The organism is [Leptolyngbya] sp. PCC 7376 (assembly GCF_000316605.1).
GTDB lineage: Bacteria > Cyanobacteriota > Cyanobacteriia > Cyanobacteriales > MRBY01 > MRBY01.
Window position 1 is genome coordinate 737,282 of record NC_019683.1, and the last position, 24,668, is coordinate 761,949.

General features: G+C 43.7%; 19 protein-coding genes and 10 pseudogenes. 14 read left to right on the top strand and 15 right to left on the bottom strand.

Features of this window, described 5'->3' with window-relative positions:
* The first annotated feature begins 3 nt into the window (after positions 1-3).
* Positions 4-471 carry a nucleoside 2-deoxyribosyltransferase gene (locus tag LEPTO7376_RS03325; RefSeq protein WP_015132851.1) on the top strand — a complete coding sequence of 156 codons (468 nt, stop codon included), beginning with the start codon at positions 4-6 and terminating at the stop codon, positions 469-471.
* A gap of 60 nt (positions 472-531) precedes the next feature.
* Here the strand turns inward: LEPTO7376_RS03325 and LEPTO7376_RS24320 are convergent.
* The 5 genes and pseudogenes from LEPTO7376_RS24320 to LEPTO7376_RS03350 form a co-directional block, all read right to left on the bottom strand.
* A pseudogene (locus LEPTO7376_RS24320) lies at positions 532-1,112 on the bottom strand (IS1 family transposase); the annotation flags it as partial.
* A gap of 17 nt (positions 1,113-1,129) precedes the next feature.
* Positions 1,130-2,003, bottom strand: a pseudogene (locus LEPTO7376_RS28865) (IS630 family transposase).
* A 25-nt stretch (positions 2,004-2,028) separates the two neighbouring features.
* The gene (locus LEPTO7376_RS26170) at positions 2,029-2,172 is read right to left on the bottom strand and encodes a hypothetical protein (RefSeq protein WP_160148370.1); all 144 of its coding nucleotides are present in this window, start codon (positions 2,170-2,172) and stop codon (positions 2,029-2,031) included.
* A gap of 4 nt (positions 2,173-2,176) precedes the next feature.
* Positions 2,177-3,000: pseudogene (locus LEPTO7376_RS03345) on the bottom strand (IS5 family transposase).
* 66 nt (positions 3,001-3,066) lie between these two features.
* Positions 3,067-3,429: pseudogene (locus LEPTO7376_RS03350) on the bottom strand (transposase); the annotation flags it as partial.
* Positions 3,430-3,736: 307 nt separating this feature from the next.
* On the opposite strand from LEPTO7376_RS03350, the gene LEPTO7376_RS28870 reads away from it, so the two are divergent.
* From LEPTO7376_RS28870 to LEPTO7376_RS27230, 4 genes and pseudogenes are all read left to right on the top strand, one after another.
* A complete protein-coding gene (locus LEPTO7376_RS28870) occupies positions 3,737-3,868 on the top strand; it encodes a hypothetical protein (RefSeq protein ID WP_015133047.1) in 132 nt (43 codons plus the stop codon).
* A 35-nt stretch (positions 3,869-3,903) separates the two neighbouring features.
* Positions 3,904-4,775, top strand: a pseudogene (locus LEPTO7376_RS28875) (IS630 family transposase).
* A 17-nt stretch (positions 4,776-4,792) separates the two neighbouring features.
* Positions 4,793-5,374 (top strand): annotated as a pseudogene (locus LEPTO7376_RS03365) (IS1 family transposase); the annotation flags it as partial.
* Between the two features lie 91 nt (positions 5,375-5,465).
* Positions 5,466-5,665: pseudogene (locus LEPTO7376_RS27230) on the top strand (transposase); the annotation flags it as partial.
* A 269-nt stretch (positions 5,666-5,934) separates the two neighbouring features.
* Here the strand turns inward: LEPTO7376_RS27230 and LEPTO7376_RS03370 are convergent.
* The 3 genes from LEPTO7376_RS03370 to fabI all read right to left on the bottom strand — a co-directional run bounded on the left by LEPTO7376_RS03370 (position 5,935) and on the right by fabI (position 8,328).
* Entirely contained in the window at positions 5,935-6,495 is a 561-nt protein-coding gene (locus tag LEPTO7376_RS03370) for a hypothetical protein (RefSeq protein WP_015132855.1), read from the bottom strand.
* Positions 6,496-6,599: 104 nt separating this feature from the next.
* The gene (gene rsmH / locus LEPTO7376_RS03375) at positions 6,600-7,475 is read right to left on the bottom strand and encodes a 16S rRNA (cytosine(1402)-N(4))-methyltransferase RsmH (RefSeq protein ID WP_015132856.1); all 876 of its coding nucleotides are present in this window, start codon (positions 7,473-7,475) and stop codon (positions 6,600-6,602) included.
* Positions 7,476-7,551: 76 nt separating this feature from the next.
* Complete coding sequence (gene fabI / locus LEPTO7376_RS03380; protein WP_015132857.1) at positions 7,552-8,328, bottom strand: enoyl-ACP reductase FabI; 777 nt, start codon at positions 8,326-8,328, stop codon at positions 7,552-7,554.
* 272 nt (positions 8,329-8,600) lie between these two features.
* Here fabI and ntcA point away from each other — a divergent pair, with 272 nt between their 5' ends.
* The 5 genes from ntcA (at position 8,601) to LEPTO7376_RS27240 (ending at position 12,742) form a co-directional block, all read left to right on the top strand.
* A complete protein-coding gene (gene ntcA / locus LEPTO7376_RS03385; protein ID WP_015132858.1) occupies positions 8,601-9,329 on the top strand; it encodes a global nitrogen regulator NtcA in 729 nt (242 codons plus the stop codon).
* 59 nt (positions 9,330-9,388) lie between these two features.
* Positions 9,389-10,780, top strand: coding sequence for a DUF3084 domain-containing protein (locus LEPTO7376_RS03390; protein ID WP_015132859.1), 1,392 nt, complete (start codon positions 9,389-9,391; stop codon positions 10,778-10,780).
* Between the two features lie 130 nt (positions 10,781-10,910).
* On the top strand, positions 10,911-11,318 hold the full coding sequence (locus LEPTO7376_RS03395; protein WP_015132860.1) for a pre-16S rRNA-processing nuclease YqgF: 408 nt from the start codon (positions 10,911-10,913) through the stop codon (positions 11,316-11,318).
* Positions 11,319-11,757: 439 nt separating this feature from the next.
* Complete coding sequence (locus LEPTO7376_RS27235) at positions 11,758-12,156, top strand: transposase (RefSeq protein ID WP_225901096.1); 399 nt, start codon at positions 11,758-11,760, stop codon at positions 12,154-12,156.
* Positions 12,157-12,169: 13 nt separating this feature from the next.
* Positions 12,170-12,742 carry an IS630 family transposase gene (locus LEPTO7376_RS27240; RefSeq protein WP_041763060.1) on the top strand — a complete coding sequence of 191 codons (573 nt, stop codon included), beginning with the start codon at positions 12,170-12,172 and terminating at the stop codon, positions 12,740-12,742.
* Between the two features lie 47 nt (positions 12,743-12,789).
* Here LEPTO7376_RS27240 and LEPTO7376_RS25550 read toward each other — a convergent pair.
* The 4 genes from LEPTO7376_RS25550 to ndhC all read right to left on the bottom strand — a co-directional run bounded on the left by LEPTO7376_RS25550 (position 12,790) and on the right by ndhC (position 15,437).
* Positions 12,790-13,514 (bottom strand): IS1 family transposase gene (locus LEPTO7376_RS25550; RefSeq protein ID WP_398338393.1). Its coding sequence is split into 2 segments (ribosomal slippage): positions 12,790-13,188 and positions 13,191-13,514, totalling 723 coding nucleotides; the frame shifts between segments, so codons are not numbered across the junction.
* Between the two features lie 315 nt (positions 13,515-13,829).
* On the bottom strand, positions 13,830-14,351 hold the full coding sequence (locus tag LEPTO7376_RS03415; RefSeq protein WP_015132862.1) for an NAD(P)H-quinone oxidoreductase subunit J: 522 nt from the start codon (positions 14,349-14,351) through the stop codon (positions 13,830-13,832).
* A gap of 1 nt (position 14,352) precedes the next feature.
* Positions 14,353-15,084: a photosynthetic/respiratory NAD(P)H-quinone oxidoreductase subunit K gene (gene ndhK / locus LEPTO7376_RS03420; protein ID WP_015132863.1), complete on the bottom strand. Its 732-nt coding sequence runs from the start codon at positions 15,082-15,084 to the stop codon at positions 14,353-14,355.
* Positions 15,075-15,437 carry a photosynthetic/respiratory NAD(P)H-quinone oxidoreductase subunit C gene (gene ndhC / locus LEPTO7376_RS03425; RefSeq protein ID WP_015132864.1) on the bottom strand — a complete coding sequence of 121 codons (363 nt, stop codon included), beginning with the start codon at positions 15,435-15,437 and terminating at the stop codon, positions 15,075-15,077. Before ndhC ends, ndhK begins: the two co-directional genes overlap by 10 nt.
* A 232-nt stretch (positions 15,438-15,669) precedes the next feature.
* Between ndhC and LEPTO7376_RS03430 the strand changes: the two genes are divergently transcribed.
* The 4 genes and pseudogenes from LEPTO7376_RS03430 to LEPTO7376_RS03450 form a co-directional block, all read left to right on the top strand.
* Positions 15,670-17,106, top strand: a complete 1,437-nt coding sequence (locus LEPTO7376_RS03430) for an ABC transporter substrate-binding protein (protein ID WP_015132865.1) — start codon at positions 15,670-15,672, stop codon at positions 17,104-17,106.
* Positions 17,107-17,486: 380 nt separating this feature from the next.
* Entirely contained in the window at positions 17,487-18,473 is a 987-nt protein-coding gene (locus tag LEPTO7376_RS03435; protein ID WP_160148371.1) for an ABC transporter substrate-binding protein, read from the top strand.
* Positions 18,474-18,507: 34 nt separating this feature from the next.
* Positions 18,508-19,330, top strand: a protein-coding gene (locus LEPTO7376_RS23160; protein ID WP_225901169.1) for an IS5 family transposase whose coding sequence is annotated in 2 segments (ribosomal slippage) — positions 18,508-18,902 and positions 18,901-19,330 — 825 coding nt in all. Because the reading frame shifts where the segments join, the coding sequence is not laid out codon by codon here.
* Between the two features lie 17 nt (positions 19,331-19,347).
* Positions 19,348-19,767 (top strand): annotated as a pseudogene (locus LEPTO7376_RS03450) (IS982 family transposase); the annotation flags it as partial.
* Positions 19,768-19,869: 102 nt separating this feature from the next.
* Here LEPTO7376_RS03450 and LEPTO7376_RS03455 read toward each other — a convergent pair.
* The 3 genes and pseudogenes from LEPTO7376_RS03455 to LEPTO7376_RS28880 form a co-directional block, all read right to left on the bottom strand.
* The gene (locus tag LEPTO7376_RS03455) at positions 19,870-22,101 is read right to left on the bottom strand and encodes an NADP-dependent isocitrate dehydrogenase (protein ID WP_015132867.1); all 2,232 of its coding nucleotides are present in this window, start codon (positions 22,099-22,101) and stop codon (positions 19,870-19,872) included.
* A 1,429-nt stretch (positions 22,102-23,530) separates the two neighbouring features.
* Positions 23,531-23,819: pseudogene (gene tnpA, locus LEPTO7376_RS27245) on the bottom strand (IS200/IS605 family transposase); the annotation flags it as partial.
* 105 nt (positions 23,820-23,924) lie between these two features.
* Positions 23,925-24,619: pseudogene (locus tag LEPTO7376_RS28880) on the bottom strand (IS630 family transposase); the annotation flags it as partial.
* Positions 24,620-24,668 lie beyond the last annotated feature (49 nt).

Genomic DNA, 24,668 nt, shown 5'->3' on the forward strand with positions numbered 1-24,668 from the left:
AAGATGGCAAAGAAAACAATTTATCTGGCGAATCCCTATGGCTTTTCTACTCAGCAAAAGGTGCTATTATTGCCGCCAATTATTTCTAAGCTGGAATCCTTAGGCTTAGAAATTTGGGAGCCTTTCGCTCGGAATAATCAAATTGATTTTTCTGAAAGGGGTTGGGCTTATAAAGTGGCACAGGCAGATCTCGCCGATGTGAAGAATGCTGATGGGATTTTTGCCATTGTGAATGGTACGCCGCCGGATGAAGGAGTCATGATCGAACTCGGTGTGGCGATCGCCCTCAATAAAGCTATTTTTCTGTTTCGCGATGACTTTCGGCGATGTACCGATAGCGAAGAATATCCCCTAAATTTGATGCTGTTTGCAGGTTTGCCAGAAACCGATTGGCAACAGTATTTTTTTACTGCGGTTGACGACATAACAAAGCCCGATATGGCATTGGCGCAATGGGCAAAATCTGAGTGAAGTTCCGCAAATAGATGAAGTCGAGGATTCCCTTTTCGGCTTCAAAAATATACGAGAGTTTCAAGAGAGTAATGTTAAACGCCAATTGCGCAGTAGCTCAATACTTCCATTCACTCTAAATTTCGCAAACAGTGCCATGCTCAAGTCCACCATGTGTTTTGATTTAGAGACGACCTTCGTCCTGCGATGAAACCGAGCAAACCAATGGCGATTGTCTGAGTTGTTTCTCTCAATTGCTATTGTCTCTTTCTTGCTAATGACATGAAAAGCATCTGGGTGATTCTCTAATAGCTGTTGATAGGGTTTCCAATTATCGGTGCAATAGACAGTGATTTGCCATTGCGAGAACCGCTCTAGTAAATGACCTAAAGTTCGACTATCACGACTTCCCAATTCCCAGTCAATGAGTCGCCCAGTATTACGGTCATATGCTTTCCAGACCCAAAGTTTGTTTTTTTCTCTTGGATAAAATGCCATAGCTCATCTAGCTCCACCACGACAGCAGACTCAGGAGTGGGCTTTTCATAATTGGCTTCACCGAAATCTCTTACCCAATTGAGCACTGATTGAGCTGATACACCGAGAATCTTGGCTGTCGCATTCATTGACATACCACTCATATACATCAATACAGCTTCTATAGCAGCGAAGGAGAAGGTTAGGACATAGAACAGAAGGCTATTCTGATGGCATCGAACAAATCCTCAGTCTTCTTGATGAGCTTACTTACCTCCTTCTTTAACCTCCCCCAAAACTTCTCTATCTTGTTCAGGTGTGGTGAGTAGGGGTGGACAAAAATATCACTTCACATCCTGCCTTCGCCACCAATGTTTGTATTCTTTCCTTTGGATGAACACTGGCATTATCCAGAATAATAATTTGACCCGGAATCAACTCTGGCACTAAGCAATCCTCTACCCATTGGCAAACTAAGGCGCTGTTGGCATAGCCCTCAAATACCATCGGTGCTATCTGCTCTCCCTCTCGCCATCCTCCAATCACGCTAACTCGTTCTGTACGATGACCTAACTTCTCTGCGATAAACCTCTCTGACTTATGGCAGTAGCCATACCCATAATCTAAGGTATTATCAAATCCACTTTCATCGATATATACGAGTCGTTCTTGGCCATACTGCTTCAGTTGTGCCACAAATGCTTTTTCTAATTCTTTATCTCTCTCTTGATATCGATAGGTCTTTTTTTTCGAGTAAATTCAATTTTCCGTAGAGCTTCACGTCTGGATGCATCACTAATAGACTCTGGCCATTTCTCCGCCATTTCCTTCTGGGTTAGATGCCCATATTCCTCTGCAAAAGCACGAAAAGCATCTAGATCATTAATCTTCGGTTGAGGGCCTCGACGGTAATCTGTCTTCGGAGCGACTGAACCGATTTTCTCTCGTTGTTTCAGCCACAGGTCTAGCGTATTTCGGCTAATACCAAAGAAGCGACAGATATCACTTTTTCGTTCACCTTTATCGAAGGCGGCAACAGCTTTTAGGCGTAAATCAAGACTATGGGGAGCAGGCATGGCATCTATGTTTATTGCTTCTATCCTATTCTGTCTTAACCCACTCCTTGCCTGCTATACAATGTCCCGCAGCATTGGTACGAAAAATCCCAACCGGAGCAGCAGTCGCAAGGGTCGCATAGCGTTGTTCACTATTTCGTAAATGGTTTGTAGGTTTGACCTCGTGCAAAAGGTTATGGCAATTCAAAATTGTAGAGACCAGCAATGAGATTGAGTCTTAATCCCCATCTCCGACGGCGGTTACGATATCGACTGGATAATATACGAAATCTTTTGAGCATTCTGAATACCATCTCAATGATGATTCTTTGAGCTGCTAAGAGCTGATTCTCCTGTTTCTGTTCCGCAGTCAACTCTCCTCCTTTAGGCTTCTTGTGAGGAGTGTGACTCCGCTGATGCCGCTTGTGTAGACCTTGATATCCGGCGTCGGCAAGGCAGAGTTGTCCCTGCTGAAAATGCACTCTACTCTTTTTGAGTAGTTTGAAGTCATGGGTGCTACCTTTCTCACAGTCACAACAGATAATCTGTGCCCACTGCCAAGCAATAACTATTTGAGCTTTAAGGGAATGATGCTTCTTTTTCCCTGAGTAGTAAAGACGTTGTTTTTTTAGGCTTTTCAATCGCCTGTTCTGTGGCATCCATCAACCACTACTGTTAGAGATAACTCTTCTGAACCATGGAGCTGTTTCATGCCGGGTAAGTGGAAATCGGTTTCTTTGATGAGTGTATTCTCTGTTTTTTGCACCATGCGACAAACTGTTGATTCATGAATGCCCCATGATTGAGCGATAGGAAAATAAGTGCGATATTCCCTCAGATATTCCAAGGTGAGGAGTAACTGATTTTCCAGGGATAAAATACTGGGACGACCAGGTTTTTGCTTTGCTTTAGCTTCTGCTAGGACCTCTACCAGACGATTGAAGGTCTGAAGTTTAACTCCACAGGCTCTCCTGAATTGTTCTGGAGATAAATGTTGGAGCTGTTCGTAAGTTGGCATTTTTATCGCTATGACTCTGTTACTTTCCTCTTTTTTACCTACTCTCACCCCTTTTGCAAGAGGTCAAAAGAACCAACCCACAGAGGTTTCACCTCGAGCGGCATGGCCATCAAAAACGCGATGTTGAGAGATGCGGCGATTGTGACAAACCTTGATACTGGTGGCATCAATGAAACTGATTCCTGTGCATTGGCCATAACAGTGGCGCCAATAGATGCACAGCGGTACTAATGTAGAAGGCATCCATTCCACAAAACGTTGGTAACTCACGGCTCTGGGAAAGGCTCCTCGCCAATGATGACGCACATTGATGAGATAGAAATACTTGAAGTGACGATAATGAGATTGATCAAAAGTAATCAGTATCGTCATTATCTCACTCAAGCTCAGACTTCTGGGGCGACGCCGCTGTCTTTGTTTTGAGACCAGTAATTGTTGTTGCCATTAAGGTTCGAAGACTTGGCAAAAATCATCAACAGCACAAAACAAAGGTTCTAGACTGGTCATGGGAGAAGGTAGTGAACTGCTTATCGACTTCCACAATATGCACTTTCTCCTTTTTCTTGGGAGTGTCAAGAATTTTGTGTAAGCAAAGAAAATTAGTGAAGAAAATACTCTGGATTATCAATGGCAAAATAGCTTAAGCCCCTTTTCCAATGGGGTATTGTATTGGTATCGTCCATCTCTTCATCAAATGCTTCAGGGCTAAATACAGCAATTTCAGGGCAGCATCTGCATGGGGGAACATGCCCTTGGTTTTTCACACCTTGCCCAAAGAGCGATTGACCGCCTCAATGGCATTGGTGGTGTAAATGATGCGGCGGATGGGAGCTGGATAATCAAATATAGCAGGCAAGGAGTGGGTTAAGACAGAATAGGATAGAAGCAATAAACATAGATGCCATGCCTGCTCCCCATAGTCTTGATTTACGCCTAAAAGCTGTTGCCGCCTTCGATAAAGGTGAACGAAAAAGTGATATCTGTCGCTTCTTTGGTATTAGCCGAAATACGCTAGACCTGTGGCTGAAACGACGAGAGAAAATCGGTTCAGTCGCTCCGAAGACAGATTACCGTCGAGGCCCTCAACCGAAGATTAATGATCTAGATGCTTTTCGTGCTTTTGCAGAGGAATATGGGCATCTAACCCAGAAGGAAATGGCGGAGAAATGGCCAGAGTCTATTAGTGATGCATCCAGACGTGAAGCTCTACGGAAAATTGAATTTACTCGAAAAAAAAGACCTATCGATATCAAGAGAGAGATAAAGAATTAGAAAAAGCATTTGTGGCACAACTGAAGCAGTATGGCCAAGAACGACTCGTATATATCGATGAAAGTGGATTTGATAATACCTTAGATTATGGGTATGGCTACTGCCATAAGTCAGAGAGGTTTATCGCAGAGAAGTTAGGTCATCGTACAGAACGAGTTAGCGTGATTGGAGGATGGCGAGAGGGAGAGCAGATAGCACCGATGGTATTTGAGGGCTATGCCAACAGCGCCTTAGTTTGCCAATGGGTAGAGGATTGCTTAGTGCCAGAGTTGATTCCGGGTCAAATTATTATTCTGGATAATGCCAGTGTTCATCCAAAGGAAAGAATACAAACATTGGTGGCGAAGGCAGGATGTGAAGTGATATTTTTGCCACCCTACTCACCACACCTGAACAAGATAGAGAAGTTTTGGGGGAGGTTAAAGAAGGAGGTAAGTAAGCTCATCAAGAAGACTGAGGATTTGTTCGATGCCATCAGAATAGCCTTCTGTTCTATGTCCTAACCTTCTCCTTCGCTGCTATAGAAGCTGTATTGATGTATATGAGTGGTATGTCAATGAATGCGACAGCCAAGATTCTCGGTGTATCAGCTCAATCAGTGCTCAATTGGGTAAGAGATTTCGGTGAAGCCAATTATGAAAAGCCCACTCCTGAGTCTGCTGTCGTGGTGGAGCTAGATGAGCTATGGCTATTTTATCCAAGAGAAAAAAACAAACTTTGGGTCTGGAAAGCATATGACCGTAATACTGGGCGACTCATTGACTGGGAATTGGGAAGTCGTGATAGTCGAACTTTAGGTCATTTATTAGAGCGGTTCTCGCAATGGCAAATCACTGTCTATTGCACCGATAATTGGGAACCCTATCAACAGCTATTAGAGAATCACCCAGATGCTTTTCATGTCATTAGCAAGAAAGAGACAATAGCAATTGAGAGAAACAACTCAGACAATCGCCATTGGTTTGCTCGGTTTCATCGCAGGACGAAGGTCGTCTCTAAATCAAAACACATGGTGGACTTGAGCATGGCACTGTTTGCGAAATTTAGAGTGAATGGAAGTATTGAGCTACTGCGCAATTGGCGTTTAACATTACTCTCTTGAAACTCTCAAAGTTACGTCTCTCAAGCTCTGGCACAGTATTTGCAAGAAGAATATGATGTGAGGCTTCTAGCTAAGCCTCGTCGCAATATAGAAGAATCACCTGATGTTTTGGCGTGACAAAGTTTTGGCCCGCAAGCGAGCTTTGATTGAGACAGTCATTGACAACTGAAGAATATTTCTCAGATTGAGCATTCCCGCCATCGCAGTCCTGCCAATTTTTGTGTCAACTTGCTGTGTGGTCTCATTGCCTATTGTCATCAGCCCAATAAACCCTCTCTTCAGCTTGATTAGAAGCTTCTTTTCCTATCCAGAACTCACGTTAACTTATTCTGTCCCATGAGTTTGTCCCGCCTTAGTTGTCACTACTCTCAATTTAAGAGGTTGTCTGAAAAGTCTTTATGTTCGATAAATGCTGCGTAAATTCCGCCAGGTTGATCGCCTGAAGTGCTTATTTTTACGTGCAACTCATTTCGACAAAAGTTACGGTCAGACCCTTTTCAGACATCCTCTAAGACAAACGAATTGGCGAGCGCTCCGGGAAAATACGGAAATCAGTTCTTTTAAAATTCTGATTTGTCAATAGGATAGAGCACGGCCTGAGATGGAATAGTTTCTGTCGCAATTCCCTTCGATTCGAGCAACTTAAACGTCAAACTATTATTGGTGATCGTTATCTCTGCCTTCCCTACCAAAGCAGCCTTTTGGTCATAAATCTCGACAGTACCCTTCTCCGCCTCAAACTCACCGACTAATGATAGTAAAGGCGACTGATCGTCTCCTTCTTGGCTAAAACTTTGCAACGTACCAGAAAGCTTAGTACCACTCGATTTCAACTCAATATCTATTAAATACTCTGCTGTGATATCTTCCTCTGATGACCAAAACCTATCGAAACCATTCGCTGTAGCTGGTGAATGATTCGGGAGGGTTTCCGGCGATGGTGGAGCATCTGACGTTGCATTTGACGTGGGCGTTTCGACTGTGGGCGTGGAAGTTGAAGCCTGTTCACTCGGCGAAAAAACCTTATCCCAATTTGCAAATAATGAGGTACCCAAAGTCCCCACAACAGTAATCCCTGCAACAATAATCGCCGTTTGAGAATTTGCTTTATCTGCGCCCATTGTTATTACTCACAAAAATTGAAATCAAAAGGACTCAATATCCTTTCGCTATTGTACGTAATTTCACAAAGGTCTCCATCCTGTTTGTAGAGCTGTGTAGCGCTTTAATCTTCAGTAATATTTTTCGTTTCTGCAAACCGTAACTTCGCAGAACGTGCCCGTGGATTTTGTTGGGTTTCCTCTTCCGTTGCCATAATCGGTTTTTTTGTGATTACCCGCAATAAATCATGACCTTTAAATGTGTTTTTGACGATGCGATCTTCGAGACTATGGAAACTAATAATGCCAATCTTGCCACCCGGATTGAGCCATTGCGGTGCTTTATCTAATAAGCCTTTGAGCGCGTCAAGTTCTCCATTCACTGCAATCCGTAACGCCTGAAAAACTTTGGTTGCCGGATGAAGTCGCCCTTTCCGAGCCTTTGGATGATAGGTATAGAAAACAATATTTTCTAATTCTTTCGTGGTGTGAATTGGCCTTTGATTCACAATCTTTTTAGCAATTTTCCGTGCCAAACGTTCTTCGCCATACTCATAGAAAATATCTGCCAATGCTTTCTCGCCATAGCGATTGACGATATCCGCCGCTGATAAATCTTGTCGTTGATCCATTCGCATATCAAGTGGTGCATCCATGCGAAAACTGAAGCCGCGATCGCCCTGGTCAAATTGTGCTGAGCTTACCCCCAAGTCCGCAATAATCCCATCAAACTTTTGTCCCTGCGGATCAAACTCAGCAAAATTACTCCGCACAATCGTTAGGCGATCGCCAAACCCTTTGAGCCGTGCTGATGCTGCTTCAATAGCCATTGCATCCCGGTCTACCGATGTCACTCTACAGGTCGGTGATCGCTGCAAAATTAATTCCGTATGGCCGCCACCACCGAGTGTTACATCCAGATAATGCCCATCATCACGAATCCCTAGCCCATCAACTAGCTCTTCCCGCAATACCGAAATGTGAACAAACTCTTCAGCCATAACTCCCATCACCAAAAAATAAAAAGTCCCCCTTACTCAAGGGGGATTTAGAGGGATCTATCTTTCAAGCTAGACCTTACATACCCATAATTTCGTAACCAGAATCCACATAAACAATCTGACCAGTGATGCCACTAGACAAATCACTACAGAGGAATGCCGCCGTATTACCAACTTCAGTCTGAGTTACCGTACGACGTAAAGGCGCAGTTGCTTCCACGTGGTGAATCATGTCGAGAATGCCACCAACAGCAGAAGAAGCTAAAGTACGAATTGGGCCAGCAGAAATACCATTGACGCGAATATTGCTAGGGCCAAGATCCGCCGCGAGATAACGAACACTCATCTCAAGCGCAGACTTCGCTACACCCATAACGTTGTAATTCGGAATAACCTTTACACCACCAAGGTAGGTCATGGTGACAATTGCTCCACCATCCGTCATTACGTCTTTTGCACCACGTGCCAAACGAGTGAGTGAGTAAGAACTGATACCGAGAGCCGTTTGGAAACCATCACGGGAAGTATCGCTAAACTGACCAGTTAAATCTTCACGGTGTGCAAATGCCAAACAGTGAATGAGGATATCAAGCTTGCCCCAGTCCTTTTTAACCGCTTCAAAAACTTGATCAACCTGTTCATCATCTTGCACATTACAAGGAAGGAACAAAGAAGGATTGAGAGGCTCGACCAACTTGCCGACTTTCTTCTCAAAACGACCTTTATCATCGGGTAGGTAAGTGACACCGATGTTTGCGCCCGCAGCATGGAGCTGTTGAGCGATACCCCACGCAATGGATTTATTGTTTGCAATCCCTGTGACAAGGGCATTTTTTCCGGTTAAATCAAGCATAAAGGTTCCCAAGTTTCCTAAAAATTCGGTCAAGCTAGAGCGCGTCCCATAACGCCAAAAGACCCTCTAGCCATTCGCTACTTTACGGTAAAACAGTGCAAATTCTTCAAGGACATAAGAGAGCTTGCGCTGAAAACCATAATTATTTTGAAGCAAAAATTACAAATTACCATACCAAAGTAAGATTTAGTTAAGAGAATTCATTGTCATATTAGTCCCCATAAGCGAGTGTAAGTTCCAACATCGGGGATACCCCTCAACAATGTGAGTCTATGATTTATAACTCTGACGCTGCCCAAAGCGATTTCTATCCGAATCAAGTGCCTGAATTACCCGTGAATCAAATTACCGATCTAGCTGCTGCGTTTCGACAATTTCACAGCGGCCCTTTCCCTCCTGTAGTTGAGAACTATGATCGGGGTAAAACAATTTTCTTTCCGGGCGATCCAGCTGAACGGGTTTATTTTTTGCTGAAGGGAGCTGTCCGCCTCTCACGGGTGTATGAGGCCGGTGAAGAGATTACGGTGGCACTCCTCCGGGAAAATAGTGTTTTCGGTGTGCTATCCCTCTTAACGGGTCAAAAGTCTGATCGCTTTTATCATGCAGTGGCATTCACGCCTGTGGAGCTTTTGTCCGCACCGATTGAGCAGGTTCAGAAAGCTTTGCAAGAGCGTCCTGAGTTGTCGATGTTAATGTTGCGCGGATTGTCTTCGCGGATTCTGCAAACGGAGATGATGATCGAAACACTGGCGCACCGAGACATGGGGTCGCGTTTAGTGAGCTTCTTGTTAATTCTTTGTCGCGATTTTGGTGTGCCAACGGAAGATGGCATTCGGGTTGATCTGAAACTCTCTCATCAGGCGATCGCCGAAGCAATTGGTTCGACGCGGGTAACAGTCACGCGATTATTGGGTGAGCTACGCGAGAAAAATATGATCTCGATTTACAAGAAAAAAATTACGGTTCATGACCCCGTAAATCTCAGCCAACAGTTCGCTTAACGCTACAGTAATAACGTTACGGTTTTATTTGTGGTGTGGGACAGTTTTACGATCATTAAATGACTAGTGCGTTTGTACTGATATTTTCGGTCTTGATACTAGGCGGTATCCTTGCGGCTTTGGGCGATCGCCTTGGTAGCAAAGTGGGTAAGGCCCGCTTAAGCCTGTTCAATTTGCGTCCGAAACAAACTGCTGTCGTCGTAACTGTGATGACGGGAACAGTGATTGCGGCCAGCACTTTGGGTTTGCTCTTTGGTCTGAGTAAATCGCTACGGCAGGGCGTATTTCAGCTGGATGGAATTTTAGCGAAACGCCGTAAGGAACTACAAGAAGTTAACGACGCAAAAACAAAGGTTGAAGAGGAACTCGAATTAGCCCGCCAGGATCAGCTTACAGCCCAAAATAAACTTGAAGGAATCGAAACAAAATTTGAAAATGCTCAATCACAGCTCACGGCATTTCGAGATCAAGCCTCGGTCCTAGAGAAAGAAATTACAGATTTGGCATCAGAGCAACGGGATTTAAAGACGCAGCGAGATCAACTGGCGATCCAGAGTGAAAAGCTAGCAACTCAAAGTGAACGGTTGCAAACCAAAGTAAGCGAGCAAAACGACATTATTGAGCAGCGCTCTGGACAGATTGAATCCCTAGAAACTCAGCGCCAAGATTTACAGACTGAAATTGATAATCGTGATCAGACTATCGCCAACTTAGACCAGGCGATCGCCGACAAAGACCAAGTGTTGCAAGATGTCGAATCCCAAATTTTTAGATTACAAGAACAGATTGATATTTTAGAAGCGAGTTATATCAACTTTCGGAGCGGTAATGTTGCCCTCACCACAGGGCAGGTACTGGCTTTCGGCGTTGTCCGTATTATCGATATTAATGCCGTGAACCAAGCTGTGGATGAACTGTTGCGAGAAGCGAATCGTAATGCAATTGTGGCAACCCGTGGGCGTAATCCAGACTTTGATGAACGAGTGGTACAGATTACGAATGCTCAAGTCCAAAATTTGGTGAGCGATATTAATGATGGCCGTGATTATGTTGTGCGATTACTCTCTGCTGGTAACTATTTGCAGGGAGAGAGCCAAGTGCAAGTTTTTGCTGATGCTGTCTTAAGACAACGAGTGTTTATCGCAGGGGATGTGATCGCGACATTGTCTCTCGAAAATTTGAGTGTGCAAAATCCCACTGCTGCTCGCCAGCCCATAGATTTTTTACTGGGGGCAGCTCAATTTCAAGCACGTCAAGCTGGAATTTTAGGGGATATCCAAGTGCGGGATGGCGACCTGAGCCACATCATTAAGTTTGCCGATGCTATTAATCAGTCTCTCGAACCCGTTACTGAGATCCAGGCGATCGCCATGCAAAATGCGGACAATGCTGGCCCCCTAATGCTTGAACTCGTGGCCTTGAGCGATGGTAAAGTCGTATTTAGACGCTAAGCTGCAAATATTCTTTAATACTCGATATTTTGACTGCGATGCAATCTAATCTTTAATCAGAGACGAGCCATCAAATATTGTGATCAAGGGTGCAGATCACAGGGTGATGTAACCAAAGGGACGAGCCATTATGACCATATATTTAGGATTTGATCCCGGACGGGATAAATGTGGCGTTGCTGTGATGGATAATGCGGGTAAAATTTTGCACCATCAAGTAACTCTCGCTGACAATGTTGTTGGCACTGTCCGTTTTCTCCGCAAAAAATATGACGTTTCCCTGCTGATTATGGGAAATCAGACCACCGCACAACAGTGGCAACAATGTCTGCAAGCTGAAATTTCTCCTCCCTTGGCGATCGCCCTAGTGAATGAGCGCAATAGTAGTCTTGAAGCAAGAACAAGATATTGGGAAATGTTTCCCCCAAACTTTACCCAAAAACTTCTTCCCAAAGGAATGCGACTACCGCCTCGTCCTATCGATGATATCGTTGCCATTCTTCTAATTGAGCGGTATTTAGAATCTCTAAAAGGTTAGGTTTATAAACCTGAAAGGATAACAAGAAACATATAAAGTCGTGTCAACTCTGAATAGAGTATCGAAGTTATCCTGAAAATATAGTTTTTTATAGAACTTGAGATGTATTAGATTGCTCACTAAAATCCTTTTCTTTGTTCAATTCAATCATGTTTCTCTATATATCTATAGCCTTTGTGATTGCTTTTGTATTGCTTGAAATACCCAACTAAAAATATATTTTTGGTCAATCTTTTATTGTGAGAAAAGTGTATGAATTAATAGGATTAGAGATGGAAATCACCTATCAAATAACGACAAAAATACTTGAATGCTAGATCTTTATTCTTTCTATTCTCAGGCCATCTAAGATATATCTACTACGGCCATCTTTACTCTTGGTTGGTGATCGGTACAGCAAATTTCAGCCTAGCAAGGTGTATGAAGTAGTATAGGTGAGTTGACTGGTGAGGAAGAAAGTAGCATCTTGCCGAAAGCCTACTCATTAGACTTAAGACAGAAAATAGTGGATGCCTACGAAAGGGGTGGTGTGAGTCAAAGTAGTCTTGCCCGACAATTTGGAGTGGCGAAAAGTTTTGTACAAAAGCTCCTCGACCAAAAACGACTGACAGGGTCGATTGCTCCGAAAAAACGAAGCCAACAAACACCTCCCAAATTAAACGAAGAGCATCAAACAATATTGCGCCAGTTGCTCACCAAGAAAAACGATGCGACGCTAGCGGAACTATGTGATGAGATGGAGAAACGCACTGGTCTCCGTGTGGCCAATAGCACCATGCATCGCACCTTAAGAAGAATGGGATATAGCCTCAAAAAAAACATTCTATCCAGACCTTAAGGCGACAAAACGAGTGCAACAAGCCAGATATGATTTTTGGCAGAAAATGCAAGCGACTCTAGCGAAAAACTTGATTTTTATCGATGAATCGGGCGTGAACTTAGCCATGACAAGACTGAGGGCACGTTCTGAGAAAGGGAAACGAGCTTATAGTCCGAAATCCAGTAAACGAGGCAAGAATGTTTCTTTGATTGGAGCATTAGGCTTCAAGGGAATGGTCGCTAATTATCATCTGCTGGGGAGTACGGATGGATTAACCTTTGAAGCATTCATCAGCCAGAAGTTAATACCAAACTTATGGGCGGGAGCATGTGTGGTGATGGATAACTGTTCGATTCATTTAGGAGAGTCAGTACGCACAATGATTGAGGCCGTGGGAGCTAAGTTGATTTACCTTCCTCCCTATTCTCCAGATTTTTCACCCATTGAAAATTGCTGGTCAAAGTTGAAAAGTACCTTGAAAAGTATCGGGGCAAGAACTTATCTAGCTCTAGACAAGGCAATTGAGGTAGCTTTTTCCAAGATTACCCTTGATGATATTCGATGCTGGTTTACACATTGCTGCTATTGCACCTCACTCGACTAGAAATTGCTATACAAAGGCTGTTGAAACAGTAAAAAAATCTGAGAGTTTCAAGAGAGTAATGTTAAACGCCAATTGCGCAGTAGCTCAATACTTCCATTCACTCTAAATTTCGCAAACAGTGCCATGCTCAAGTCCACCATGTGTTTTGATTTAGAGACGACCTTCGTCCTGCGATGAAACCGAGCAAACCAATGGCGATTGTCTGAGTTGTTTCTCTCAATTGCTATTGTCTCTTTCTTGCTAATGACATGAAAAGCATCTGGGTGATTCTCTAATAGCTGTTGATAGGGTTTCCAATTATCGGTGCAATAGACAGTGATTTGCCATTGCGAGAACCGCTCTAGTAAATGACCTAAAGTTCGACTATCACGACTTCCCAATTCCCAGTCAATGAGTCGCCCAGTATTACGGTCATATGCTTTCCAGACCCAAAGTTTGTTTTTTTCTCTTGGATAAAATGCCATAGCTCATCTAGCTCCACCACGACAGCAGACTCAGGAGTGGGCTTTTCATAATTGGCTTCACCGAAATCTCTTACCCAATTGAGCACTGATTGAGCTGATACACCGAGAATCTTGGCTGTCGCATTCATTGACATACCACTCATATACATCAATACAGCTTCTAATTTCATCCAGAGAGGCTTGCCCCGCTCTTTAGAAAAGCTTGTAAATTGATAATTGCACTGCTTACACTTAAATCGTTGACGATTTTTAGCGAATCCACTTTTGATGATGTCTTGAGCATTACATTGGGGGCAGTGAATTGTCATAGCGAGACTTCCAAGGAAACGACTCACTCCATTTTGCTATAGCATTACTTACTTGAAACTCTCTGTTTTTAATATTCAAAATAAAAATCATAAATTCAATAATAAAATTATGCTTCAGGCGATCGCTAATGATTATTGACTTAATTGATTTGAAATTTTTGCAGAAGAAATATATTCTCCTAACTGGAGAGCTCAATCTGTGAGTAGAGTAAGAATTAAGTACTCTTCTTGATTGCTCTCTAATAAAAAAACACCTCCAGAACAAGGAGGTGCTACGTAAAAGTCCGAAAACTGATGAGATGAAAAGCTATACCTTTAATAGGCATCTTGTAGCTCATAGAACTCCGGAGAAACATAATCTTTTCGCAGTGGCCAACCCACCCAATCTTCCGGCATCAAAATGCGTTTGAGGTTGGGATGACCCTCATAAACAATGCCATACATGTCGTAGCATTCACGTTCTTGCCAATCTGCTGCCTTCCAGATCCAGTAGACCGAGGGGAGTACTGGATTTTCACGCGGTAAAAAGACCTTGACGCGCACTTCTTCTGGATCAGTGAGATCATCACCAATCTTGAGCAGATGATAGAAACTTACGAGCTCTTTTCCTGGCCCGATATCATAAGCTCCCTGGCATTGCAGATAATTAAACCCAAATGCATAGAGTGCAGTACAGAGTGGAATCAAAAGCTCTGGCTCGACCTTGATCATTTCGACACCACTATGGTCAGGCTCTAATGAATCATGGGCAAAACCGTTCTCTGCCAATAGTTGGGATACAGCTCCCGCTTCAACAATGGCTGAAGTTTCTGTGTTTGCTTGTTGTTCTTCCGCCATGCTAGGCCTCCTCTCTTTGCTTCGATGTCAATAGTGCGGGTGGTATCGGCATTCCCATTGCTTCAGTGAGTTCCGCAGGGGGTTTGTTCCAAGTGCCCTGTCCGAGATAGTTGCCCGTCAAAATAGGCTCAACTACTTTCATATTGTGAGTCGTGCTGTAGTAACGGTGAGTTTGTTCCGTAAGAACAGAGCGTTCTTGAATAGTTTCGTTGGAGACTTTCTTCCGGAGCTTTACGATTGCATCAATAATCGCTTCGGGTCGAGGAGGGCAACCAGGAATGTATAAGTCAACGGGAATGAGTTTATCTACGCCGCGCACTGCTGTGGTGGAGTCGCTACTGAACATCCCACCTGTAATCGTGCAGGCACCCATTGCAATGACATACTTGGGCTCTGGCATCTCTTCATAGAGACGTACTAATGCCGGAGCCATCTTCATGGTGACTGTTCCTGCCACGATAATTAGATCGGCTTGGCGAGGGCTAGAACGAGGGACTAAGCCAAAACGGTCAAAGTCGAACCGAGAACCAAGGAGGGCAGCAAATTCAATAAAGCAGCAAGCTGTACCGTATAAAAGCGGCCATAAACTTGAGAGTCTTGCCCAGTTGTATAGGTCATCAACGGTGGTGAGGATGACATTCTCGGATAAGTCCTGGGTGACCTGCGATCGCCCCATGGGGTTGAGGAGTTTATCCGTTTGCTGTTGTTTAAAAGAAGGGGAATTCATGACCATTCTAGGGCTCCTTTTCTCCAGGCGTACACAAGGGCAATAACGAGGATTGCGATAAAGATGAGAGCTTCGACGAAGGCCAATAACCCGAGTTGATTAAAAGCTACCGCCCAAGGGTAAAGAAAGACTGTCTCTACATCGAATACCACAAACACTAGGGCAAACATGTAGTAACGAATATTAAATTGAATCCAAGCACCGCCAATGGGTTCCATACCGGATTCGTAGGTCGTTTTACGTTCGGGTCCGCCACCCTTTGGTCGCAGGAGCTTTGACGCAGTAAGGGCAAGGACAGGAACTAGGCTACTAACGAGTAGGAAGCCCAGAAAGTATTCATAGCCGGAAAGTACAAACACAGGTGGGGTGATACCTCGTAGTCGGGGTTTAGGATCTATACGTTCCTATCAGTATAGGACTTCTTATGTTTCACTCATAGGCATCTACACTCAAAAATCTTAGGAAGTTTTTATTGGTCTCATTACAGATTGAGTCTGTGCTCAATTTGAAATTCTTGTTTTATCTTTGAAAGAAGCGACTAAGTGATTCGGTTTTGATTAGTGTTGCTCAACACACTTGTAGGAAATAGACATGATTCGAGGCTTGAAATCTGATTGGCGATTGGTGCTTGGCCTCTTCGCTACAAGTCTTGTCGCTGTGGTTGTTGGCACCGTGATTTTGGAAAAAGGCGGCTATATAAATGGTATTTGGAAGCGATCGCCGAAAGAGGTTGAACAAATTTATTTCAATGCAACGGCGCGGATGAGTGAAGGAGAACAGCTTATCCTTGCCCGAGATCGTAATCCTTTTAAAGAAGCTGGGATTCTGGCTTACCGCAATGAAAACTACGGTGAGGCAATACATTTTTTTCAAAATGCCCTCAGATTTCACCGCGATCCAGAAACCTTGATTTATCTCAATAATGCGCGGGTGAGCCAGGATGGTGATTTTTTGACAATTGCGGTGACGGTCACTTTAGACGATGACTTTGAAACCAATCTGGCCCAGGAAATATTGCAGGGTGTGGCGCAGGCTCAGAAAGAATTTATTGAAGAAGGTAATAATCTCAAGGTGATTATTGGTGATGATGATAATGATCCAGGGTCAGCAGTGAAGTTGGCGCAAAAGTTTATTGATCGTCCTGAAATTTTAGGGGTGATTGGTCACTATAGTAGTGATTTGAGTTTAAAGGCAGGGGCTTTATATCAGGCTGAAAAGCTGGTGATGATTACGCCAACAGCTGCTTCGACAGCAATATCGGATATAGGAGATTTTATCTTTCGGACAGGTCCCACCAATCTAGATACAAGTGAAGCAATCACGGAGCATCTCGTCGATAAAAAACAAGTGTCTAAGGTAGGCGTTTTTTATAGCAGTACAAGTCCTTATTCCAGTCAATTACAGGAGCTGGTTGTAGAGAAGTTTGAGCAGGAGCTGTCAAAAAAGACTATCTCTATTGATGCTGACCATCCAGATTTTGATATTGAGGCAGCATTTACAACGCTACAGGAGCAAAATATTGAGGCGATCGCCATCCTCCTGGACCGATTGGCAACTCCCCACTCCGTTGCGATCGTGACCAAAAATGATCAGGCTTTACGGATGATTTCTGGGGATGATGCGATTTATAGCGATTGGACAAGTGAGACAGAAGCGAAGGCTAGTTTGGGATTAGTTGTGCCGGTACCCTGGCATGCGCTGACCAATCCTTCTGCACTATTTCCTGTAGATTCTCGGGAGTTATGGGGCAGTGATGTTAGTTGGCGTACGGCAGTTTCCTATGATGCTGCCCAAGCGCTTTTTAATGCGTTTCGCGAAGCTGCCACTAATGAGCGTAAGGCTATACAAGCGATTTTGGCAGATCCAAATTTTGTGACTCAAGGAGCTGCCGATAGCATTAGGTTTTCAGAGACAGGCGATCGCCGCCATTCGATCACCATGGTCGAAGTTGTTGAGGATGATCGAGGTTACTTCGGCTATGATTTTGTTCCCATCGATTACGAGCGCAACCCTCAGAATGAGTGGTGATTAGAGACGATTTAACTTGATCGTATAGACCTAATTAATTGCCCAAAGCGATTCAATATTTCGAGCTTCAAACTTCTCTCTGATGCACTTTATAATTGTTGTCATGACCGCTTTGACGATAGTTTACAGTGGTTACTTACGTAATCATCAGGACAAGATTCTTTCGGTTCGCCCTGCTGCATCTACTCTCCCTCTGCCGCTTACCTTTGTGCTCTGAGATCATCAGAGTTTGGATCTGTATGTAATCGAAAAATCTTGTTTGGATTTTAGCGAGACGTGACAGACATATCACGTTTGGCTGGTGTTGCTTAGCACTATGGCAGGAAACAAACATGATCAGAGGTTTAAAACTCGACGCGCGATTATCATTGGGCATTTTAATGACTAGTCTGGTTGCCGTGGTTGTGGGAGCAATGTTGAGTGAGCAGACAGACAATTTAGGCAGTCTTCTGCGGCGATCGCCTGAACCAGAGCCAGAAATTTATGCCAATGCAAAAGCTCGTATTAGCAGTGGTGAACAGCTACTCTTTGCCGACAACCTCAATCCTTTTAAAAAAGCTGGAATCAGAGCTTACCGCAAAGAACATTATGCGGAGGCCGAGAAAAATTTTCAGCATTCTCTATCTTTCCATCGTGACCCTGAGACGCTGATTTATCTAAATAATTCGCAGGTGAGTCAAGAAGAATCTTATTTGACCTTGGCGGTGGCGATCGCTTTACCGGAGGATTTAGAGACAGAGGAAGCTAAGGAGATTTTGCAGGGGGTTGCCCAGGCACAAAAAGAATTTATTGAGGAAGGAAATGCTGTCAAAGTTCTGATTGGGGATGACGATGATGAACCCGATTCTGCGGCAATGTTGGCGCAAAAATTTGTTGAAATGCCTGAGGTGTTGGGAGTCATTGGACATTTGAGTAGCGACTCAAGTCTAAATGCTGGGTCTATTTATCAGGATGCTGGGTTGGTGATGGTTTCGCCCCTTAGTACGGCGATGTCTTTGTCGGGGCTTGGGTCTTATATTTTTCGGACTGTGCCCAATGATTTTTATGCGAGCAAGGCGATCGCTGATTATCTTGTGCAGGAGCAGCAGATTACGGAAGTTGCGATTTTCTATAGTTCACACACAACCTATAGTGTCTCCCTGAAGCATGAAATAGCTGAACATTTAAAAGATCATGGGCAGAAAAAGACTCTGACCATTGATACTTATGACCCAAATTTTGATGTTGAGGATGCTTTTGAGACATTACGAGCACAAAATATTAAGGCGATCGCCCTGCTGACGGATGGAGAAACAAGGCCCCAAGCAATTGAAATCCTAAAACAAAATAACCAATTGACCTCTTGCAAAAGGGGTGAGAGTAGGTAAAAAAGAGGAAAGTAACAGAGTCATAGCGATAGAAATGCCAACTTACGAACAGCTCCAACATTTATCGACAGAACAATTCAGGAGAGCCTGTGGAGTTAAGCTTCAGACCTTCAATCGTCTGGTAGAAGTCCTAGCAGAAGCTAAAGTAAAGCAAAAACCCGGTCGTCCCAGTATTGTATCCCTGGAAAATCAGTTACTCCTCACCTTGGAATATCTGAGGGAATATCGCACTTATTTTCCTATCGCTCAATCATGGGGCATTCATGAATCAACAGTTTGTCGCATGGTGCAAAAAACAGAGAACACACTCATCAAAGAAACCGATTGCCACTTACCCGGCATGAAACAGCTCCATGGTTCAGAAGAGTTATCTCTAACAGTAGTGGTGATGGATGCCACAGAACAGGCGATTGAAAAGCCCAAAAAAACAACGTCTTTACTACTCAGGGAAAAAGAAGCATCATTCCCTTAAAGCTCAAATAGTTATTGCTTGGCAGTGGGCACAGATTATCTGTTGTGACTGTGAGAAAGGTAGCACCCATGACTTCAAACTACTCAAAAAGAGTAGAGTGCATTTTCAGCAGGGACAACTCTGCCTTGCCGACGCCGGATATCAAGGTCTACACAAGCGGCATCAGCGGAGTCACACTCCTCACAAGAAGCCTAAAGGAGGAGAGTTGACTGCGGAACAGAAACAGGAGAATCAGCTCTTAGCAGCTCAAAGAATCATCATTGAGATGGTATTCAGAATGCTCAAAAGATTCCGCCTCTTATCCAGTCGATATCGTAACCGCCGTCGGAGATGGGGATTAAGACTCAATCTCATTGCTGGTCTCTACAATTTTGAATTGCCATAACCTTTTGCAAGAGATCATTTGGCTTCAAACGACATCTGGTCATCAATGACCATGGAGAATTACTCAATGTGAAAGTCACACCCGGCAACACCGATGATAGAAAGCCGGTAGTGGAGCTTTTGAAAGGGTTATCGGGAAAAGTCTTTGCAGATAAAGGTTACGTCTCTCAACCTCTGGCACAGTATTTACAAGAAGAATATGATGTGATACTTCTAGCTAAGCCTCGTCGCAATATGAAGAATCACCGGATGCTTTGGCGTGACAAAGTGTTTGCTCGTAAGCGAACTTTAATTGAGACCGTCATTGACCAACTGAAGAATATTTCTCAGATTGAACACTCTCGCCATCGCAGTCCAGCGAACTTTTGTGTCAACTTGCTTTGCGGTCTAATTGCCTACTGTCATCAGCCTAAGAAACCCTCTCTAAAACTTGATTAGAACCTTGATTCCTTATCCCGAACTCACGTTAATTTATCCACGTAAGAAATAGCTCACTACGTAGTGAGCTACCGAATAAGTCATATTGAATCTACTTCTACATTATTGAATTTTACGGATCGCCCCATTTAGAGTTTCGCTGGGACGCATGGCAGCGCTAGCCTTTTCAGCATTAGTGAAATAGTAACCACCGATTTCAACCGATTGGCCTTGGGCTGCATTAAGTTCGTCGACGATCTTGCTCTCATTTTCAGTTAACGCTTTTGCAAGGGGGGCAAACTTCGCTTTGAGTTCAGGGTTTTTGTCCTGCTCTGCTAATGCCTGCGCCCAATACATCGTCAGATAGAAATGACTACCACGATTATCGATTTCACCGACTTTGCGGGAAGGAGATTTATCGTTATTTAGATACTTACTGTTCGCCATATTTAACGCTTCAGATAAAACTAATGCGTTGTCATTGCCAGTCTTTTTCCCGAGGTCTTCGAGGGTGACGGCGATCGCCAAAAATTCCCCGAGAGAATCCCAACGTAGATGACCTTCTTCGACAAACTGTTGAACATGTTTTGGCGCAGAACCACCCGCTCCAGTTTCGAATAAACCACCACCCGCAAGCAAAGGAACGATAGAAAGCATTTTCGCGCTTGTACCCAGCTCCAGAATTGGGAATAGGTCAGTCAAATAATCCCGCAACACATTACCCGTCGCCGAGATCACATCCTTACCTTCCTTGATTTGGGCACAGGTGAATTTCATTGCATCCACTGGCGCTAAGGTTTGGAGGTTCAAACCATCAGTGTCGTGTTGAGGCAAATATTCTTTTACTTTCGCGATGATATTGGCATCATGGGCACGGTTTTCGTCGAGCCAAAAGACCGTTGCATTACCCGTCGCCTGCGCACGATTGACCGCCAGCTTCACCCAATCTTGAATCGCAATATCTTTGGTCTGACACATTCGCCAAATGTCACCAGCACCAACGCTATGCTCCATCAGAGTATTGCCCGCATCATCCACCACGCGCACCGCACCATCCGCAGGAATTTCAAAGGTCTTATCGTGGGAGCCGTATTCTTCAGCCTTTTTCGCCATCAAACCGACATTGGCAACATTACCCATGGTGGTCACATCGAACGCGCCATTTTCCTGACAGAATTCGATGCAAGCCTGGTACATGGTCGCGTAACAGCGGTCGGGAATCATCGCTTTGGTGTCGTGGGCTTTGCCGTCTGCACCCCACATTTTGCCGGATGTGCGAATCGCCGCCGCCATAGATGCGTCAATAATTACGTCACTGGGTACGTGTAAATTGGTGATGCCCTTGTCAGAATTCACCATCGCCAAACGAGGCTGGATTTCGTAGATCGCCTGAATGTCGGCTTCAATTGCCGCTTTTTGGTCGGCGGGCAAACTAGCAATCTTTGCGTAAACGTCACCTAAGCCATTCTTAGGATTAACGCCTAGCTCTGCAAAGGTCTCTGCATACTTCTCGAAGACATCTTTGAAATAAACGGTGACCGCGTGACCAAACAAAATCGGGTCAGACACCTTCATCATGGTGGCTTTCACGTGGAGGGAGAGCAAAATATCATCAGCTTTTGCTGCCGCAATTTCCTTCTCGTAAAATGCCCGCAACGCCTTTGCACTCATGCGGGATGCGTCGATGACTTCCCCTTCGAGAACGGCTGTTTTTTCCTTCAGAACCGTTACTGTGCCATCTGCTGCCACATGCTCAATGCGTACATCGCCAGCCTTTTCGATGACAACAGATTGCTCACTGCCATAGAAATCTTCCGCATCCATATAAGCAACGTGAGACTTAGAATCCTTTGTCCACTCGCCAACGGAATGGGGATTTTTCTGAGCATATTCTTTCACTGCACCTGCAACCCGGCGATCGCTATTTCCTTCTCTTAGAACTGGGTTAACTGCACTACCCAATACCTTTGAATATTTCGCCCGAATTGCTTTATCTTCGTCAGTCTTCGGATCAGCGGGAAAATCCGGGACGTTAAAACCTTTGCTCTGAAGTTCGGCGATCACCGCAGTGAGCTGAGGGATAGATGCACTAATGTTGGGAAGTTTGATGATAAATGCATCAGGAGTTTTCGCTAATGCACCCAGTTCCGCGAGAGCATCCGGTTGGCGTTGATCTTCAGTGAGATACTCCGGAAAATTCGCCAAAATCCGACCAGCAAGGGAAATATCCTTAGTTTCGACCTCGATATTTGCCGCATTCGTAAATGCCTTCACAATCGGCAAAAAAGAATACGTCGCCAAAGCCGGAGCTTCGTCAGTAAATGTATAGGTGATTTTCGAAGTCTGGTTCGTCATATTGCTGGCGCGGAAAACTAATCAAATTATTGTTCGCCTAAATGATACATGGCACAGGTGCAGCAAGCAGTATATATTCATCCGAAAATATCGACGGAACAGACAGATAGTCTTTGATTTTTGCAGACTAAATAACCAAAAGCTAAGCGTGCAGAACCAAATAGGTGACAAGATTGACATTCAAGACTATTTATCATGAGCTTTCCTACTAATGTCCTTCAAAGGTATCGTCAAGCAGATAAAATCACAGACTAGTTGTGATCCCAAGACCTAATAAAATGTGATACCAGTCACAAATGAATTATATTAAAGAATGTCACTCTCTTGCGGTGTAAACGACTGATTTTATACCCTCAATCCATTGCCATACATAAGGCCAAGACAGATTCATATACGTACGTAGAATAGTTTCAAGTCAAAGATTTTTGCAATTTTTGACCCCGAATATTCCTCAGCACATCATAAAAAGGGATTACAGAAAATCTTAAGGAAATATCTCATTATTAGTCAGTCAAAGATTGAGGACAAAGTCATTATTTAAATATATGTATAGATCATTTTATTTATATAGATAGATTCACAAAAAAGAGATTTATTGAATTATTGTTATGGCATTCTAATTTAACAAACATTTTTAAATCATTTTAGGAGCAAGTAGTGAGGGATTAAAGAAAAATGAATCTTATAAATTTCAGCGAATTAGAAAAGCTTTATGCTGGAGATAAAGCTTTTCAACAAGAAATAGTCACGAATTTTGTCAAAAGAATACCTACTTATGTGGACTGTCTGAAAGTCAGCCTACATAAACAAGATGTGGAAGAGCTATTAGTGTTTTCCTGCCAATTAAGGGCTACAGCGAAGTGCTGTTGTGTCGAGGAGGTCCATCAGCTGTGTCTGCTTCTAGAGAAACAAGTCTCGGCTAATGAATTTGTTTCTGCGAATATGACCCTAAGAAAAATCCAGAAAATGTTGTTTTTCATACAGAACACCTACCCAAAAAGTATCTGATTTTACAAACTCTTTTTTGAATATCATCATTTCTATTTTGTCACTCGAAAAATCAGAGTGCTTCAACCTCCAGTGCAAAGACTTGATTCTCGGAAATCAAACAAAAAGTATTTCTATTTCATACATGCTCTATTTTTTCAGGAAGAGCAAGATTAAGAAAACATTTAAAATCAGCCATTCAATGCTTAATGATTGCATTAGAAGTGCACCATCTTTTGGCTTAGAAATAAATTGTGATCGCTACACGATATAAGGCAAAACTTGTAGCAAAAAGATACCGCTAAACAATAGTCACACTGACCAGAAAAAAACTCGCCATAGGGCGATCGCGGTCAGACACTTCCGGAAAAAAAGCCGGTGGCTTGATGAGTATGACCGCCCCAAGGGCAGGTGGATTTGCCAGAACTTTATTCCCTTATCCCTAAAAACGACCGCTTTGGTCTAATGCCTCCTGGTCTCGAATATACTTTTTCTCCGACTCTAATTCATAACCTACCGTCGATACATAGTAGCCTCGCGCCTAAAAGGCCTTCACCGCTGAAATTGCGCTGCTTCCCTTTAAATTAACGAGCAATTGCAATCGCACTTTTTCCTTCCAAATATCCAATTACCGATGACACAGCATACTTTGGAGGAATTTCAATACACATATGTACATAGTCAATTAGCAAATGTCCTTCCAGAATTCGACATTCTTTTTGTCGTGCTATAGCAATGGACACAAGGCTTCATAAGTAGCTGTTACTGCATCCTGAGTCCTATTCCCTACTATACTTCCACCTATCCGGTCATCGCTATAGCAATAGTCAAAAGGGTTAAAAAGTTGCTGTACGCAGAGTCATATCCATGGCATCTCTGAGGGATGGACTATGTCTGAGCTGCTTCCAAATACGACTTTTTAGCCAAGATCAGCATTGTGCAATCTTGTTTAAGTCTTGGTGAATAGGGAGGCAGATACCACACCTCACATTTCGCCTTTGCCAGGATTTCTGCAACCCTTCCTCCCTTATGGAAAGTGGCATTATCCAAAATCAATATCTGATTGGGCTTTAATTCCGGTAGCAAACAGTTCTCTAACCACACCTCAAACACATGGGGGTTACAAGAGCCTTCCACAATAAAAGGCGCAAACAGTTTGCCTCGACTCCATGCGGCAATCCTCTTAACTCTTCCGCGACGGCTTCCTGACTTGAGGTCATAAACTCTTTCCTCTTCAGGGCCATAGCCATAGTCATACTGACCGTCTCTCTCATCCATTCCCGACTCATCACAGTAGATGATTTGTTCGGGTTTTAATCTTGCTAGTTCTTGCCTCAATGCTTCCCGCTTCTGTTTATCCCTTTCCTGATACCCATAGGCCTTTTTTGCGAGTAAAACCTATCTTCTTCAACATCCTCGATATGGTGCGACGACTCACATCATCCGACCACAACTCTGCCATTTCTGTCGGGGTTTTATCTGGATGCTGTTGCACAAAGCTTTTGAATGCTTCCCAGTCTGTGATTTTGTGACCCTAGCCTTTCTGATACCCTGTTTTAGAGCTGTAGTTCCCTGTTTCT

Coding starts and splice junctions, on each gene's coding strand:
- LEPTO7376_RS03415 (WP_015132862.1), bottom strand. CDS start 14,351: ATGGCGGAAGAACAACAAGCAAACACAGAAACTTCAGCCATTGTTGAA.
- LEPTO7376_RS03435 (WP_160148371.1), top strand. CDS start 17,487: ATGACTAGTCTGGTTGCCGTGGTTGTGGGAGCAATGTTGAGTGAGCAG.
- LEPTO7376_RS03455 (WP_015132867.1), bottom strand. CDS start 22,101: ATGACGAACCAGACTTCGAAAATCACCTATACATTTACTGACGAAGCT.
- LEPTO7376_RS03370 (WP_015132855.1), bottom strand. CDS start 6,495: ATGGGCGCAGATAAAGCAAATTCTCAAACGGCGATTATTGTTGCAGGG.
- LEPTO7376_RS03430 (WP_015132865.1), top strand. CDS start 15,670: ATGATTCGAGGCTTGAAATCTGATTGGCGATTGGTGCTTGGCCTCTTC.
- LEPTO7376_RS03325 (WP_015132851.1), top strand. CDS start 4: ATGGCAAAGAAAACAATTTATCTGGCGAATCCCTATGGCTTTTCTACT.
- LEPTO7376_RS03395 (WP_015132860.1), top strand. CDS start 10,911: ATGACCATATATTTAGGATTTGATCCCGGACGGGATAAATGTGGCGTT.
- LEPTO7376_RS28870 (WP_015133047.1), top strand. CDS start 3,737: ATGGGGGAACATGCCCTTGGTTTTTCACACCTTGCCCAAAGAGCGATT.
- LEPTO7376_RS03390 (WP_015132859.1), top strand. CDS start 9,389: ATGACTAGTGCGTTTGTACTGATATTTTCGGTCTTGATACTAGGCGGT.
- fabI (WP_015132857.1), bottom strand. CDS start 8,328: ATGCTTGATTTAACCGGAAAAAATGCCCTTGTCACAGGGATTGCAAAC.
- ntcA (WP_015132858.1), top strand. CDS start 8,601: ATGATTTATAACTCTGACGCTGCCCAAAGCGATTTCTATCCGAATCAA.
- ndhK (WP_015132863.1), bottom strand. CDS start 15,084: ATGGTCATGAATTCCCCTTCTTTTAAACAACAGCAAACGGATAAACTC.
- rsmH (WP_015132856.1), bottom strand. CDS start 7,475: ATGGCTGAAGAGTTTGTTCACATTTCGGTATTGCGGGAAGAGCTAGTT.